At 71.6% G+C, this 15,185-nt stretch carries 14 protein-coding genes; 7 read left to right on the forward strand and 7 right to left on the reverse strand.

The annotated features are described in order from the left end of the window. Window positions 1-83 precede the first annotated feature (83 nt). Together EV375_RS17860 and EV375_RS17865 are read left to right on the forward strand one after the other, a co-directional pair. The gene (locus tag EV375_RS17860) at window positions 84-1,283 is read left to right on the forward strand and encodes a Gfo/Idh/MocA family protein (RefSeq protein WP_130300311.1); all 1,200 of its coding nucleotides are present in this window, start codon (window positions 84-86) and stop codon (window positions 1,281-1,283) included. 77 nt (window positions 1,284-1,360) lie between these two features. After that, complete coding sequence (locus tag EV375_RS17865) at window positions 1,361-1,951, forward strand: GNAT family N-acetyltransferase (protein WP_130300312.1); 591 nt, start codon at window positions 1,361-1,363, stop codon at window positions 1,949-1,951. Between the two features lie 178 nt (window positions 1,952-2,129). Here the strand turns inward: EV375_RS17865 and EV375_RS17870 are convergent, their stop codons facing one another. The 5 genes from EV375_RS17870 to EV375_RS17890 all read right to left on the reverse strand — a co-directional run bounded on the left by EV375_RS17870 (window position 2,130) and on the right by EV375_RS17890 (window position 9,159). Next, window positions 2,130-3,437, reverse strand: coding sequence for a hydroxyacid-oxoacid transhydrogenase (locus EV375_RS17870; protein ID WP_130300313.1), 1,308 nt, complete (start codon window positions 3,435-3,437; stop codon window positions 2,130-2,132). A gap of 302 nt (window positions 3,438-3,739) precedes the next feature. Beyond that, on the reverse strand, window positions 3,740-4,354 hold the full coding sequence (locus EV375_RS17875; RefSeq protein ID WP_130300314.1) for a dihydrofolate reductase family protein: 615 nt from the start codon (window positions 4,352-4,354) through the stop codon (window positions 3,740-3,742). A 233-nt stretch (window positions 4,355-4,587) separates the two neighbouring features. After that, window positions 4,588-7,020, reverse strand: coding sequence for a SpoIIE family protein phosphatase (locus EV375_RS17880; protein ID WP_130300315.1), 2,433 nt, complete (start codon window positions 7,018-7,020; stop codon window positions 4,588-4,590). A 435-nt stretch (window positions 7,021-7,455) separates the two neighbouring features. After that, the gene (locus tag EV375_RS17885; RefSeq protein WP_486588553.1) at window positions 7,456-7,845 is read right to left on the reverse strand and encodes a TraR/DksA family transcriptional regulator; all 390 of its coding nucleotides are present in this window, start codon (window positions 7,843-7,845) and stop codon (window positions 7,456-7,458) included. Between the two features lie 408 nt (window positions 7,846-8,253). Beyond that, window positions 8,254-9,159 (reverse strand): SCO1860 family LAETG-anchored protein, encoded by a 906-nt coding sequence (locus EV375_RS17890; protein WP_130300317.1) that lies wholly within the window; start codon window positions 9,157-9,159, stop codon window positions 8,254-8,256. Between the two features lie 678 nt (window positions 9,160-9,837). Here EV375_RS17890 and EV375_RS17895 point away from each other — a divergent pair. Then, window positions 9,838-10,476, forward strand: coding sequence for a DUF4142 domain-containing protein (locus EV375_RS17895; RefSeq protein ID WP_130300318.1), 639 nt, complete (start codon window positions 9,838-9,840; stop codon window positions 10,474-10,476). A gap of 60 nt (window positions 10,477-10,536) precedes the next feature. On the opposite strand, the gene EV375_RS17900 is transcribed toward EV375_RS17895, so the two are convergent. Further along, window positions 10,537-10,851: a hypothetical protein gene (locus EV375_RS17900; protein WP_130300319.1), complete on the reverse strand. Its 315-nt coding sequence runs from the start codon at window positions 10,849-10,851 to the stop codon at window positions 10,537-10,539. A 554-nt stretch (window positions 10,852-11,405) separates the two neighbouring features. After that, entirely contained in the window at window positions 11,406-11,786 is a 381-nt protein-coding gene (locus EV375_RS17905) for a DUF6223 family protein (protein ID WP_130300320.1), read from the reverse strand. Between the two features lie 218 nt (window positions 11,787-12,004). Between EV375_RS17905 and EV375_RS17910 the strand changes: the two genes are divergently transcribed. From EV375_RS17910 to EV375_RS17925, 4 genes are all read left to right on the forward strand, one after another. Further along, window positions 12,005-13,132 (forward strand): histidine kinase, encoded by a 1,128-nt coding sequence (locus EV375_RS17910; protein WP_130300321.1) that lies wholly within the window; start codon window positions 12,005-12,007, stop codon window positions 13,130-13,132. Beyond that, on the forward strand, window positions 13,129-13,791 hold the full coding sequence (locus EV375_RS17915; protein ID WP_130300322.1) for a response regulator transcription factor: 663 nt from the start codon (window positions 13,129-13,131) through the stop codon (window positions 13,789-13,791). The genes EV375_RS17910 and EV375_RS17915 overlap by 4 nt, the downstream gene beginning before the upstream one ends. Window positions 13,792-13,902: 111 nt before the next feature. Beyond that, a complete protein-coding gene (locus EV375_RS17920) occupies window positions 13,903-14,208 on the forward strand; it encodes a hypothetical protein (RefSeq protein WP_130300323.1) in 306 nt (101 codons plus the stop codon). A 203-nt stretch (window positions 14,209-14,411) separates the two neighbouring features. Beyond that, window positions 14,412-15,077 (forward strand): class I SAM-dependent methyltransferase, encoded by a 666-nt coding sequence (locus EV375_RS17925; RefSeq protein WP_130300324.1) that lies wholly within the window; start codon window positions 14,412-14,414, stop codon window positions 15,075-15,077. The last annotated feature ends 108 nt before the right edge of the window (window positions 15,078-15,185 follow it).

Genomic DNA, 15,185 nt, shown 5'->3' on the forward strand with positions numbered 1-15,185 from the left:
GACTGTTGCATAAATATGAGCGGGCGTGAAGGCTTCGGAACGAGCAATTACGAAGGAGTCCTGAATATGAGCGAGTTCGGACCATGACGGGCGACGTCCTGACGGGCGACGACCTGCGGATCGGAGTCGTCGGCGTCGGTGAGCGGGCGACGCTGGCATCACACGCCCACCGCCCCGGTGCCGGGGCACGGGTCGTGGCCTGCGCCGACCCGCATCCGCGCGGGCAGCAGGCGGCACGGAGACTCTTCGGCCCCGAAGTGCGCCTGCACCAGGGGCACGAGGAGATGCTGGCGGCCGGCGGACTCGACGCGGTCATGGTCCTCTCCCCCGACCACCTCCACGCGCGGTGCGCGCTCGACGCACTGCGCGCCGGCACCGCCGTCTTCGTCGAGAAGCCGCTCGCCGTCACCACCGAGGACTGCGACCTGGTCCTGCACACCGCGAGAACGACCGGCACCCGCCTGTACGTCGGCCACAACCTCCGGCATGCGCCGTTCGTCCGCCGCATGCGGCAGCTCGTCCTGGACGGGGCGATCGGCCGGGTCCGGGCCGTGTGGTGCCGCCACTTCGTCGGCCACGGAGGCGACTTCTACTTCAAGGACTGGCACGCGGAACGGCGCAACACCACAAGTCTGCTGCTCCAGAAGGGCGCTCACGACCTGGACGTCATCCACTGGCTCGCCGGGGATTCGCTGCGCCGGGTGACCGCCGTCGGCGAACTCGCCGTCTTCGGAGGCATATCCGACCGGCGCGACCGCGGCGGCGAGCGCATGTCGGAGTGGAACGACCCCGAAGCGAACTGGCCGCCGACCGCGCTGCGCGGCCTCAATCCGGTCGTCGACGTGGAGGACATCAGCATGCTGCACGGCCTCACCGGCAACGGTGTGCTCGTCAGCTACGAGCAGTGCCACTTCACACCCGACTACTGGCGCAACTACACGGTGATCGGCGACCACGGGCGCCTGGAGAACTTCGGAGACCTCGACGGAGCGGTCATCAAGGTCTGGAACTCCCGCCGTTCCGGCTACCGCGACGACGCCGACCTCACCGTCCCCGTACCGCGGTCGGAGGAGATGCACGGCGGGGCCGACCGCCTGCTCGTCGAGGAATTCCTCCGCTTCGCCGCCGAAGGCGGGCCGACACAGACGTCGCCGCTCGCGGCGCGCGAGGCGGTCGCTGCGGGGCACGCGGCCACGAAGTCGCTCCGCTCCGGGAACGTCCCTGTCGAAGTCCCCTCGCTCTCACAGGAGTTGGTCTCGTACTACACACGGGGACAGCAGTGAGAGGGACAACTGAGAGAGCAACTGGCCTCGCACGCAATCGAGTTGTGGACCGGTCCGCACCGGGGAATGATCCCCGCATGAACCGACCCGCGGAGCGGCTCCGCCATGACCGCGTCGAGCTGCGCCGCTGGCGGTGCCGGGACGCCGACGTGCACTACCGGGTGGTCACCGAGTCGCTGGCGCACCTTGTGCCGTGGATGCCGTGGGCCCACGACGACTACAGCCCTGACGCGTCCCTCGAGTTCGTGACCCGGTGCGAGCGTGAATGGGCCGAGGGCAAGGCGTACAACTACGCGGTGTCGGTGGACGGTTCGACGGTGGGAAGCTGCGGCCTGATGCGCCGCATCGGCCCCGGCGGACTGGAGATCGGTTACTGGATCCACCCTTCGTGGACGCGGCAGGGCCTGGCGACCGCCGCCGCGGCGGCCCTGCTGCGCGAGGCGTTCTCCCTGCCCGGGATCGACGTTGTGGAGATCCACAACGACGAGGCCAACGAGGCCAGCGGCGGAGTGCCGGTGCGCCTCGGCTTCACCGAGGTCGAGCGGCGGCCCGCCATGGAGGGCCCGACCGCGCCGGGCGAGTCGGGCATCGAGGTCGTCTGGCGGGCCCTGCGCGGCCGCACGCCCCTGCCGCCCCGGGCCGCCGCCCGTCAGGTCGAGGCCGGCTGAGGGGCGGGCGAGACGGAAGCCCCGGACGGGACGGAAGTTCCCGGACGGGACGGAGGTTCCCGGACGGCGACAGGACAACGGCGGTCGAGGACCGGGCGCGGCGGGGCAGCGGTGCGACGGGTCGGCGACCGGGCGGCGGCGCGGGCAACGGACAGGGCGGACGACGGACGGGGCGGAGCTACCAGTTCTGCACGGAGCGCAGCAGAATGCGCTCGATCTCCTCCTCGCCCACGGGGCGGGGGCAGGTGGACAGCAGCCGCTGCTGCTTCATCGTCCCCGGCACCAGATCCGGCACGTCGCTCTCGCCGTACCCCACGGCGCCGATGCCGTTGGGGATGCCGATGTCGCGCATCAACTCGACCAGCACGTGCGGCAGCTGCTCGACGGGATCGGGAAGCATGTCCGTCTGCGGCGCCAGCAGCTCCGCGGCCCTCAGATGCCGCTCGGGAGCGGAGGGGAAGCTGAACCGGAACGCCTCCGGCGCCGTCAGCGAGACCGACTGTCCGTGCGGAACCATCGGTTCGTCCTGCGGGTAGCCGGCGGGACGGTAGTCCTTCACCATGCCCGCGATCGGATAGCCGTTGGCGTGCGGAATGTGCACCCCGGCGTTGCCGAAGCCCATGCCCGCGAAGGTCGCCGCCATCATCATGTCCGTACGCGCCTCGACGTCCTCGGCCCCGCTGTGCACGGCCCGGCGGAACGACTTCGCGATCAGGCCCATCGCCCTCTCGCACCACAGGTCGGAGACCGGGTTCGAACCGCAGTACGTCACCCGCTCCTCCGGCCTGCGCCGGCCGGAGTCGGCGTACCACTTCGCCGTATACGACTCGACCGCGTGGCAGACGATGTCCATGCCCGCCGACGCGGTCACCTCGGGCGGAAGGGTCATCGTCAGCAGCGGGTCGACCACCGCGAGCGCGGGACGCAGCCGCCAGTGGCTGATGCCCGTCTTGACCTTCATCGACAGGATGTCCAGCACGCACATGGCGGTGCTCTCGGCGCCCGTACCGGCGGTCGTCGGCACTGCGACGAGCGGCTTGAGCTGGTGCGAGGGCGTCTCGGCCCGGCCGATCGGCTTGTTGACGTAGTGCATCAGCTCGCCGGAGCAGGACGTGAGCAGGTTGACCGCCTTCGCGGTGTCGATGGCCGAGCCTCCGCCGACCGCCACGAAACCGTCCCAGGGCCCCCGGGCCCGCGCGTACTCCACGGCTGCCTCGAAGGCGGCGTCGGTGGGTTCGATGTGCACGCCGTCGAAGACCTCGGCGGTGATGCCGTAGCGCTTCATGTTCTCGGCCACGCGCTGCGGAATCCCGAGAGCGGCGATCCCCGGATCGGTCAGTACGAGAACGCGTTCCGCCCCGAACTGCGCCATGTCGAATCCGATTTCGTCGGCGGCGCCTGCTCCGAACTTCAGCGGGGGCGCGCCCCAGGTGAATATCGTCTCCTCGGCCGTGTCCACCGGGTCCACGTCGCTGCCACTGCTCATCGGATGTCCGCCTCCACGCTCGCCGTGCGGAATGAACCCGCCATTCCGGTCTCTGGACTGCGGGTGCCCCCGTGCGACCACCGCGACACGGACCCTCCGCTCCGTCCTCGCTCCACCGGAGGCCCGGGCCGCAAGGTGTGCGCTCTGCCGGACTCCGCGCAGCACGCGGGCAGTTCGTCGTGGAACGCCGTTCGGCGATGCCGTCCCGCCCGTGCCGCGGACCGGGCGGAAACGGAAGACCCGGGCGCGACTCGCGGGAGTTGCCGCTGCTGTGGCCGCTGCTCTGGCCGCTTCCGTGGCCGCTACTGCTCGCCCTGCGGCAAGTGCCCCTTGGCGTCCTCGTACGTGGCGTCGCCGACCGTCGCGTCAGGCGCGTAGACAAGGTTCAGCACGCCCGTGCGGAACGTCTCCCACGAGATCAGCCTCAGCGGGAGCGGCGTCTCGGCCTCGTCGAACAGGCGCATGCCCTTGCGGACCGCGATCGGGTGCACCAGGAGATGCAGCTCGTCCAGCAGCCCGGCGGCCAGCAGCTGGCGGACGACCGAGACGGAACCGCTCATGGCGATGTCGCCGCCCGGCTCGTTCTTCAACGCCGCGACGGCTTCGGTGAGTTCGCCCGTCAGCTGCTCGGAGTTCCGCCAGCTGAAGTGGAGCTTCTGGTTCGATACGACGATCTTGCGTGCGTCACCGAGCTTCTTCGCGAAGGCGGCGTCCTCACCGCCCGCCGCCTCACGCTCCGGCCATGCGCCGGCGAAGCTGTCATAGGTCCTGCGACCGAGGAGGAGGGTGTCGGCCGAGCCGAGTGTCGCATCGACGGCGGCGCCCATCTCGTCGTTGAAGTAAGGGAAATGCCACTGGTCGGGCGCCTCCACCACTCCGTCCAGCGCGATGAACAACCCAGCAGCGATCTTCCTCATGATGTCCTCCGGGACGGCTTGTCGGTGACCCTTCCCCAGTCGGACGGGTCGGCCGGGGAAAACTCATCGGAGGCTTACGGCCTGTCCGGCGGACAGCCCCTGGCGGCCGACCGTCGTCACCGCCCTGCCACCGTCACAGGACTGCCACCGTCACAGGCCTGCCACCGTCACGGGCTCGGGTCCGTCTGCGCCGCGCGGCGTCCGCACGGGACGGCGGACATCACCGGGCCCCGTCACATCGCCAGGGGCGGCGGATGGTCGCCCGGCGAGCTCTGTTCCGCCCAGATCGTCTTGCCCTGCGCGCCGTACCGCACGCCCCAGCGCCGGCACAGCTGGGCGACGAGGAGCAGGCCGCGCCCGCCCTCGTCCATGAGACCGGCGGGACGCAGGTGCGGGGCGGCGATGCCGGTGTCGGAGACCTCGCAGATCAGTTCCCGGTCGTGGATCAGCCGCAGCCGGATCGGCGACCGGCCGTAGCGGATCGCGTTGGTGACGAGCTCGCTGACCACCAGCTCGGTGCTGAACGCCAGTTCGTCCAGCTCCCAGCGGCTCATCTGGCAGGCGACGTCTTCGCGGATCCGCGCGACGACCGCCGGATCCGCCGGAAGGTCCCAGGTGGCCACCTGTGCCTGGCTCAGCTCGCGGGTGCGGGCGAGCAGGAGCGCGGCGTCGTCACGGGGAGGATCGCGGAGCAGCGTCGCGACGACGTGGTTGCACGCCGCTTCGAGGGACTGGGACGTTCCGGCGAGCGTCCGGCGGAACAGTTCGAGCCCCTCGTCCATGTCACGGTCACGCGTCTCGATCAGGCCGTTGGTGTAGAAGGCCAGCACGCTGCCTTCCGGCAGCTCCCGCTCGGACGCCTCGAACGGCATGCCGCCGACGCCCAGCGGGGGCCCGGTGGGAAGACCGACGATCTCCACATCCCCCGACGGTCCCACCACGAGAGGCAAGGGGTGGCCGGCGCATGCCGCGGTGCAGAGCCGGGAGACCGGGTCGTACACGGCGTACAGGCATGTCGCGCCGATGTACTTCGCGCCCGCCGCACCGTCCTCGTCCGACAGGCGCGTGACCATGTCGTCGAGGCGGGTGAGCAGCTCGTCCGGCGGCAGACCCATGTCCGCCAGGGCCCGTACGGCCGTGCGGAACCGGGCCATCGCCCCCGAGGCCTGAAGGCCGTGCCCCACGACGTCGCCGACGACGAGAGCGACGCGCGCGCTGGACAGCGGAATCACGTCGAACCAGTCGCCGCCCACACCCGCCTGCTCCCGGGCGGGCAGGTAGCGGGCGGCCGTCTCGACCGCGGTCAGCTCCGGCAGCCGCTGCGGCAGCAGGTCACGTTGCAGGGTCTCGGCCCTGTTGCGCTCCGCGATGTAGCGCCGCGCGTTGTCGAGCGACACCCCCGCGCGGGCCGTGAGCTCCTCGGCCAGCAGCATGTCGTCCTCGCTGAACGGCTCCGGGCGCCGGTGCCGCATGAAGACGGTGACACCGAGGAGCAGGCCGCGGGCACGCATCGGCACGACCATCACGGAGTGGATCCCCTGCGAACGCAGCCGGGCGCACCGCTCGGGGTCATGAGGCGCCCACCTCGCGAGCAGGTCGCGGCTCGCATCCGCGCTGGTCGTCCTTCTCCCGTCCAGGGACTCGACGAGGGCCGACAGCTGCGGATAAGTGATCACGTCCCCCGGCACGACCAGATCCTCGGGCTTCCCGCCCGTCACGGACCGCTGGCCCGCGCGGCGCAGCACGACAGGCCCCGCGCGGGCACCGGGGGGCGGCTCCTCACCGCGTTCCAGGAACGTGAGCAGGTCGACGCTGACGAAGTCCGCGAACTCCGGGACGGCGACATCGGAAAGCTGCTGCGCGGTGCGGCTGATGTCGAGGGTGGTCCCGATGCGGGTTCCGGCCTTGTTCAGGACCAGCAGCCGCTGCTGTGCCGCGTACTGTTCCGTCTGGTCCTGCGCGCTGAAGCACACTCCCCGCAGCCGGCCGTTCTCGTCCTTCGAGGGCGCGACCCACACCGACCAGGCGTGCTCCCTGTCCTCGCCCGGCACCCACAGGAACATGCTCAGATGCCGGCGCTCGTCCTTCCGCATCGCCTCCCGCATCGCCTCCTCGACGCTGCCGGGTTCGGGCTGCGCCGAGAGCATCTCCGAGGGACGCAGCCCCTGAAGCAGTTCCTGGGTGAGGCCGACGGCGCGTTCCATGTCGGCGTTCGCCCTCACCAGCAGCAGATTCGTGTCGAAGAGCGCGAGGATGCAGGGGAACTCGCCGAATCCCCACCTCATCAGCGTCTCGTCCCGGTGCGGGGTCAGACGTGAGCCCGCGACCCGCACCACGAGCCATTCCGCTCCGGAGGGCGTCTCCCGGCGGCGCGCGAGCAGCCCCACGCGTACGTCGAAGCCGTTCCGGTGCCGCAGTACGACGTGCCCGCTCCAGCTTCGGCTGCCGGGGGCCGGACCGTCCGGCTGGTCGGCGTGCTCCGCCAGCAGCCCGGCGCCGTCCCGTCCGACGACGTCCTCCCGGCGGTGGCCGAGCAGGCGGCGGGCACCCTCGCTCCACGCGGTCACCCTGCCCCGCTCGTCGAGTACGGCCGTGGCAGGGGTCGCCGCGTCGTCGCTCTCCAAGGGCTCGTCGCGTCGCGAAGCCGCAATGTCTTGCCGCGTCATCACCGCCCTCTTCCCACGGCGCGGAGTGCGAGGCGGCAGGGCCCACCTCCGGGCCGCTGCTTCCAGCCTGCACCACCTCTGCGACAACGGCAGCCCGCACCGGAGGAAGCCCTTGGCCGCGCGGTGCCGGCTCCCCGACCGGGTCCGGGGCGGCGGCCGGGTTCGGGGCGGCGGCCGGGTCGGGGCGGCGGCCGGGTCGGGGCGGCGGCCGGGTCGGGCAGGGCGGCCGTACGGAGGGTGAGCGTCGCTCACCAGTGGCGACGGCCGCCGCCGGACGGCGTTCGCCCCGGGAGGACGGTCGCCCGGGAGGACGGTCGCCCCGGCGACCGGAGGCCCCCACTCAGAAGCCCCCGGTCCAGGAGGCCTCCGGCTCGGGATGCGCCCCGCGCAGGAGGCCCCCCGGCTCGGGATGCGCCCGGTCAGGAGGCCTCCGGCTCAGGAAGGCTTGGCCGCGCAGTCGATGCAGCGCCTGGCCGTCGGCCGTGCGGCGAGCCGTGCCACCGGGATGCGACGGCCGCAGAGTTCGCAGAGCCAGTACTCACCGGTGCGCAGCCGCTCGGCGGCCCTGTCGAGCTCCGCCAGATCGGCGCGTGCCTGCTTGAGCGCGTCCCGCAGCTGAGCACGTTCGAACGCGACCGTGGCCCCTTCGGGATCGTGCTCGTCGTCGATGTTGGCCTGGGCGGACGCTTCGACGACGCCCTCCCACAGGCGCGTCAGCGAGGCCACCAGCCGCTCGTTCCCCGACCTGGCCTCGTCGATCCGCTCGGCCGCCTCCCGCCGCTGCTGCGGCGAGGGACCCTCGGCGTTCTCAGGACGCTTCTCCACACGGGCGGAAGCAAATCTCCGCCGTGCGCTGTTCCCGCAGGCCACGGACCTGTCACGATCGCACCTGTCACGATCGGACCTGTCACGTTCGTGGCAGCTCGGTGGCATCCCGGTGGCAGCTTCTTTCCGGGAGGCGCCACCGTGACTCCCGGAGCGCCACCGTGACTCCCTGAGCAGCACTGTTCGTGCCCGCCCGCACACTTGGCAGCGAGCGACAGCGGCAAGCCCTCCGGACGTCCCCAGGGCCGGGCCCGACCCGGCATGCCGACCGGAGGGCCCGCACACGCACACCGAGGCCCACCGCACCTCGGGGGAGGGGTGCGGTGGGCCTCGGCGGGAAGGGGACCGGACGCCGCCCGGATTCGCTGAGCGCGCGGTCCGTGCGGTACGGCCGGTCCCGCCGGCTTGTCAGCTGCTGCGCGCGGCGCTGCGGCGGCGCATCAGGTACATCCCGCCACCACCGGCGACGAGGAGCGCGCCCACGCCGGCGATGATCGGCGTGGCGGAGTTGCCTCCGGTCTCGGCAAGGCCGCCGCCGTCGTCGTCACCGGTCTGCGGGCCGGGGTCGTTGCCGCCGGCTCCGCCGCCGTCGCCCTTGGGCGTCTCGCAGGTGGCCTCGGAGAGCACGATCTCACCGGCCGCCTTCACGATGTTGAGGTTGGCCGGGTTCACCTCGTACGACAGCTTCAGCGCCGTAGCGGCTCCCGACGCGGCCTTGGTGGTGGTCTCCTCCAGGGCGATGTCGACGGTTCCCACGCCGGGCACCTCGACCTTCTGGCTGCCGACGCCGTTGACCTCGACGGGCTTCCCGAGGACGGAGACGTTCTCCAGGTCGGCCTTGGCGGTGGGCTTCTCGCCCGCCTTGCACAGGGCGGTGGCGGTGAGAAGGTCGGCGCTCACCAGCGGCTTGGTCGGCAGGCCGGGCGCGAAGGCGCGGAGACCGGCGAGCTTGACGTGGCCCACGGACCGCTCGGTCCCGGCCTTGGCGCCGGAGTGAGCGACCTCGGCCTGGACCAGCTTCAGGGGCTGGCCCTTGTTGGCTCCGTTCACCTCGGCGGTCAGCAGCGTCTCGTCAGCGTCGCGCGGAGCGCTGACGGAGTTGAGGGAGGCCCGGACCGGAACCTTGGCGGCGTTCACGACCGAGACGTTCAGGTCGGCGCGGGCCGCGACGGCGGTGGCCTTGCCGTTCTTGCCGGAGTGCCCGTCCGCGGGGGCGGCGTGAGCCGGGGCGGAGATCATCGCGCCACCGACGAGGGTGGCGGTACCCAGGAGTGCTGCCCGGCGTGTCCGCCGGCTCAAGACATGCGTGATCAACTAGGGGAACCTTCCAGGGGACATGGAGCCGCCGAGGACGCTGAACTAGGGGGACAGCAGGGCCAGTCGGGGCTTGGTCCGGGGAACTATGCCGCTCCGGCGATCGCGGTGCAACTCCAGGTAACCCTATTTAGTGAAAGGCCGTCAGTAGTTTCGAAGCCCTCCCGGCCCTTCCATTTTCCCGACGCATACCGGTGCGGCCCCCGCCGGTTTTCTCCTTCGTTCCTCCACGGCTCGTACCGCGTCTCACCGGCCCCTGTTCGTCCTCGTGAGGCGCCTCCCGGAGCCGTCGGCCGGCCCACTGTCATCGACGGCACGGCCACCAAGTTCTGCTCGAATTTCCCGCGCTCGGCGACCGCGTTCCGGACCCGTTCACGGATCCTTACTGCCCCGCGCTGCCACGGGCACGATCCGCGGGGCCCGAACTCGCGGAGCGGTGACCGCGCAGGCCGCCCGCGGCGCCACACGCCGGAATCATCCCGGTGGAGCCGCGGACCGGCACGGCACGTCGGCACGGGCGCCCGGTCGTCCGTCCCGGAGCTCCTCCGATTCCCGTCCCGCATAGCAGCGTTGGACCCGGCGGAAACGGTTCTTGTCCGGTCGGGAGAATGCCCACCACATCCCCGCCCGCCTCGCTAATCTCAGTCGCACTGGAAGCCGTGCATCGAGAGGTGGCCGATGAAGTCCAGCATGCTGACGGGACGGGCGATCGGCACCGTCCTGATCGTGGTCGCACTCGGGGCGACGCTCGCCGCCCTGGTGATGCCCTCCAACTGGTTCGAGGGAAACCGTGCCACCGCGCTCGCCAGGGCCGGATGGCAGGACGACGGCAGGGGAACCTGGAAGTCGAAGTACGGGCCGCTGACGCCGATGGACCGCGACTTCATCCGCAAGGTCCGCTCCGCCGGCCTGTGGGAAGGACCTGCCGGCCGCTCCGCGCAGGAACGGGGAACCACGGAGTCGCTACGGATCGCGGGTGACCATCTCGTCGACGGGCACGAGGAGTTGGACAAGCGCGCCATCGCGTGCAGCCGTGCGATGAATGTTTCGCTGCCGAACCAGCCGACGGGCTCGCAGCGCAAGTACCTCAACGACATGGACACCGCCTCCGGCAAGGAGTTCGACAAGATCTTCGTCGCCCATACCCGGAAGCAGCACGGCGTCGTCTTCGGCCTCGTGGGCCTCGTACGCGACCAGACCCGCAACTCGATGGTGCGCTCGCTGGCCACCCGCGCCAACACCATCGTCCTCGACCACATCACGGTCCTGGAGGACACGGGCCTGGTGAAGTTCGAGGAACTGAACGACGTGAAGTGACGGGCGCGAGCCCGAGCAGCGGCAGCGTCGTACGGGTGGCAGGCGCAGAAGTCGCCGCGGTCACCGCGAGCGGAAAGCCGGCCGGCTCCTGACCGCGGCGACGACGAACACTGCGAGGACGGTGAAGGCGAGCAGGTAGGCCAGCACACCGGACGCCGCGTCGAGCGCCCGGGTCAGGACGGTGTCGGAGTAGAAGTCCGGCACCTCGGTGAGGGCGGCTATGCCGAGCATGGCGCCACTGACGACCATGCAGGCCGTACACAGCACCAGCCGCAGGAGCGTCCTGCTGCTGCGGAAGAACTCCAGCACGTACAGCAACATCAGGAACCCCACGATGTAGAACAACCACGCGCCGACGATGAGAAGTTGACTCAACACGGGGGCCTCCGGCGTCACGTCTGGGGGGAGGGCCCATACGGTAGCGCTTCCGCAGCGGAAGCGACCCCGGAGGTGGCCGCTACGTGCGCACCGGTGCGCACCGGTGCGAACCTGCCGCTCCGCGGGCCGCGCCCCCGCGGGCCCTTGTGTCCGCCGCCCAGCCGTCGTCCACCCCGCCCACGACGACGGCCCCGCTCTGCTCCTGCGACGAAGCCCGGACGACGGCGAGTCGCCCCGCCTGTGTCCTCAGAGGGCCAGCCGTGCGACGACCGCCGCCACCAGGGCGACGAGGACGCCGACGAACACTCCCGCATGACCCCGGACGCCCGGCCCCGACCGGCCCGCCCCGGCCCGGAAGGCCGAATCCCCCCGGACCGCGACCCCGATGAACTCCGGGCGGGTTGCCTGCGCCGCGCCGGCACGAGGGCATGCATTCCGTCCGAGGACCGGACCTCCACCGGCCCAGTGCGACGCCGTTCCCGGAGCGCCGGTGCTCCGCGTCGTCTGCTCGGTCCCGGGGCAGGCCTGACGCGTGCTCGTATCCGTTGCCGTCACCCCGTTCGGCGGGAGCGGGCCAGGGCCAGCCAGCCGAGGATCAGGCCGGTCAGCCCGAGCACCAGGGCCAGGGCGCCGGCGACGACTCCGTTCCCGGTGCCGGGACCGCCGTCGGCGACGGCCAGGTTCAGCGCGCCTCCGGCCAGAGCGATCAGCCCTGCCACCAGGGCCACTACGGCGCGGCTTCTCCCGCCGTCGCCGGTACGGCGGGCGGAACGGGCCAGCGCGAGCCCGCCGATGACGGCGCCGGCCAGCCCCAGCAACGCGACCGAGGTGGCCCAGAACCGCGCGGAGGTCAGGCCGTACACAGGGTCGGCGGCCGGCTGGACCGCGACATACCCGGCCGCCCGTGCGGCAAGCACAAATGAGACTGACATGAGGTGCTCCTTCTCCTGCTGCGGCTGGACTTCGTCCGATCGTGTCCGCCCGGCCCACCGCCGGTCGTCCGGCGGACGCAGACACTTCGGGCTGCCGCCCACGCGGTATCCGCCTGCCGCGGATACCGCACGCGCCGCGCGGATACCGCGTCCGCAGTAGGCGGCTGCTCGTCCGCGAGGGGGACTCGCCCGCGGCGGCACCCGGCTAGGGTGCGCGCATGACTGCAGGTGGGCCCGGTGTCCGGGCCGGTGTCATCGACTGGGCGATCGCAGTCGGCGTGACTGTGGCGCTCCTGGTCAGCGCGCTGTCCGGACGGCAGCCCGCCACGGATCTCGACCTGCTCGGGTACGCGCTGCTGACGGTCGGTGGGCTGGCGCTGGCCGCGCGCCGACGGGCTCCGGTTGCCGTCCTGGCCGTCACCGGACTGTGCGCTGTGGGATACCAGGCGGCCGGTTTCGAAGTGCCCGCTGTCGCGTACCTGTTCGCGGTGTACGCAGCCGTACGGGCCGGACATCACGCCGCTGCGGTGGCGGCGAGCGTGGTCATGCTGGCGTCGCTCCCGCTCGCGGCCCTGGCCTCGGGCCTGCACGACACGGGCGAGGCGTTCGCACAAGCCCGAGGCGCCCTGGAACTGGCCTGGCTGATCGCGGCAGGCGCCGCGGGTGAGGCGCTGCGGCAGGCCGAGCGGCGGGCGGACGAGGCCGAGCGCACCCGTGAGGAGACCGCGCGGCGCCGCGCGGACGAGGAGCGGCTGCACATCGCCCGGGAGCTCCACGACTCGCTCACCCATCAGATCTCGGTCGTCAAGGTGCAGGCCGAAGTCGCCGTCCACGTGGCCCGCAGGCGGGGTGAACAGGTACCCGAGGCCCTGCTGGCGATCCAGGAGGCCGGACGCGAGGCGAGCCGGGAGCTGCGCGCGACCCTGGAGGCGCTGCGCGACGACGGCACGGACCCGCCGCGCGGGCTCGGCGAGGTTCCGGAACTGGTGGAACGAGCGAGCAGGGCCGGCCTGGAGGCGACGCTGACGGTTGAGGGAGAGCGGCACCACGTGCCCGCCGCGGTGGGCCGGAGCGTCTACCGGATCGTTCAGGAGTCGCTGACCAACATCGCCCGTCACGCGGACGCCGGCACGGCGTCGGTCCTTATCGAATGCCGCCCGGACGTCCTCGCGATACGCATCGATGACGACGGCAAGGCCACACCGGTCACCACGCCGACGCCCGGAGTCGGGCTGCTGGGCATGCGCGAACGCGCCACCGCTCTCGGCGGCCGGCTGCGGGCGGAACCGCGCGACGAGGGCGGCTTCACCGTCCAGGCAGAACTGCCCCTGGACCGGACGTCGTGATCCGAGTCCTGCTGGTCGACGACCAGCCGCTCATCCGCAGCGGATTCCGTGCGCTCCTCGATCTCGAGGACGACATCGAGGTGGTGGCCGAAGCCGCCGACGGCAGCGAGGGCCTGGAACTCGCCAGGGAGCACGTGCCCGACGTTGCGCTCGTCGACATCCAGATGCCCGTCGTCGACGGCATCGAGGCGACCCGGCGCATCGCCGCGGACCCGGCTCTGGCCGGGGTGCACGTCGTCATCCTGACCAACTACGGCTTGGACGAATACGTCTTCGACGCGCTGCGCTCCGGCGCCGCCGGATTCCTGGTGAAGGACATCGTGCCGGGGGACTTCCTGCACGCCGTACGCGTCGCCGCGCGCGGCGACGCCCTGCTCGCACCCACGATCACGCGCAAGCTGATCAACCGGTACGTCACCCAGCCGCTCCGCACCTGCACCGGGACGGGGCTGGGGGAGCTGACCAGCCGCGAACGCGAGGCCGTCGCACTGGTCGCGCAGGGCCTGTCCAACGAAGAGATCGCGGGGCGTCTGGTCATCAGCCCGCTGACCGCGAAAACCCACATCAACCGGGCCATGACCAAGCTCCGGGCCCGCGACCGCGCCCAACTCGTCGTCCTCGCCTACGAATCCGGACTGGTGGCCCCGCGAAACCGCTGACCGCGCGCATCCCCTGACGGGCCCCGCCGTGTGACACCGCAACGCCGAAACCGCCGGCAGCGTGCCCGCGTCCTCACCCACAACCGCCACCCCACACGCAGGAGAACGACCATGACAGACAAGGACGTTGAGCAGACCGGCGAACTGGCACATCCCCAAGCCCCCTGGTGGGCGGGGCTCGGGACGCCGGGGGCCGTCACGCTGATCGTCCTCGGCGGAGTCGCGGCGGCCTGGACCTTCCTCGCCCCCGCCGCAGGGCTGTCATGGCTGCCCTTCACCCCGGACGAAGCGGCGGCCGGCTACTACCAGGCCGCCAAGGTGGTCGCCATCGGCCTGGTGATACTGGGAACCGCCCTGCTCGGCCGCCGCGGCCGGAGCGCGGCCGGCGAGGAGCCGGAGAAGTCACCACGCGACTGACGCCGCCGTCCACTTGGCGACGCCCGCCGCCCGCGTCCCGGCCAGGGCGTCGCACGGCACGTGGGGTGCTGAACAGTGCGCGTTCATGGGGGAAACCGGAGGGCTGACGCCCGGGTACCGGAGCCCGAGCTCTTGCAGCTCACCGTGGATCTAGGCTGGCCCACGACGACCGCGACGGAACGGGCGGCGAGAGAGGTGTGGGCATGTCGGACCACGGGCGCGAGTTGGCCCAGGCACAGCGCGAGCACTGGCAGCAGACCTACGGCGAACACCCCGGAATGTACGGCGCGGAGCCTTCCGGTCCTGCCGTGCACGCCGCCACGGTCTTCCGGGCCACCGGTGCCCAGGACGTGCTGGAACTGGGCGCCGGGCACGGCCGTGACACGCTGTACTTCGCCCGCGAGGGATTCACCGTACTGGCCACCGACTTCAGCCCGGTCGGCCTGGAGCAACTACGCGAATCCGCCGGCACCCGGCACCTGTCCGAGCGGGTCACCACGGCAGTGCACGACGTACGCGAACCGCTGCCGCTCGAGGATGCCTCCGTGGATGCCGTGTTCGCCCACATGCTGCTGTGCATGGCACTGTCCACCAGGGAGATCCACACGCTCGTCGCCGAGGTCCGCCGCGTGCTGCGACCGGGCGGCGCTTTCGTCTACACCGTCCGCCACACCGGCGACACCCACTACGGGACCGGTACGGGGCATGGCGACGACATCTTCGAGCACGGCGGCTTCGCCGTGCACTTCTTCCCCCGCGAACTGGTCGACGCACTCGCCGACGGGTGGACGCTCGACGAGGTGCACGCCTTCGAGGAGGGCGAACTGCCCCGCCGCCTGTGGCGCATCACGCAGACCCTTCCCCGGTGACCCGCGTTGAGATCTGCCGGCTCGTTCCGAAGGTCCCGAGTTCCCAAGGCACCGCGTGTGATCGGCACCGGAGAGGCAGTTGACTCAGGGGAACCAGTGGCACGGCGG

Source organism: Streptomyces sp. CNZ301, assembly GCF_004217425.1.

Coding starts and splice junctions, on each gene's coding strand:
- EV375_RS17860 (WP_130300311.1), top strand. CDS start 84: ATGACGGGCGACGTCCTGACGGGCGACGACCTGCGGATCGGAGTCGTC.
- EV375_RS17865 (WP_130300312.1), top strand. CDS start 1,361: ATGAACCGACCCGCGGAGCGGCTCCGCCATGACCGCGTCGAGCTGCGC.
- EV375_RS17870 (WP_130300313.1), bottom strand. CDS start 3,437: ATGAGCAGTGGCAGCGACGTGGACCCGGTGGACACGGCCGAGGAGACG.
- EV375_RS17875 (WP_130300314.1), bottom strand. CDS start 4,354: ATGAGGAAGATCGCTGCTGGGTTGTTCATCGCGCTGGACGGAGTGGTG.
- EV375_RS17880 (WP_130300315.1), bottom strand. CDS start 7,020: ATGACGCGGCAAGACATTGCGGCTTCGCGACGCGACGAGCCCTTGGAG.
- EV375_RS17895 (WP_130300318.1), top strand. CDS start 9,838: ATGAAGTCCAGCATGCTGACGGGACGGGCGATCGGCACCGTCCTGATC.
- EV375_RS17905 (WP_130300320.1), bottom strand. CDS start 11,786: ATGTCAGTCTCATTTGTGCTTGCCGCACGGGCGGCCGGGTATGTCGCG.
- EV375_RS17910 (WP_130300321.1), top strand. CDS start 12,005: ATGACTGCAGGTGGGCCCGGTGTCCGGGCCGGTGTCATCGACTGGGCG.
- EV375_RS17920 (WP_130300323.1), top strand. CDS start 13,903: ATGACAGACAAGGACGTTGAGCAGACCGGCGAACTGGCACATCCCCAA.
- EV375_RS17925 (WP_130300324.1), top strand. CDS start 14,412: ATGTCGGACCACGGGCGCGAGTTGGCCCAGGCACAGCGCGAGCACTGG.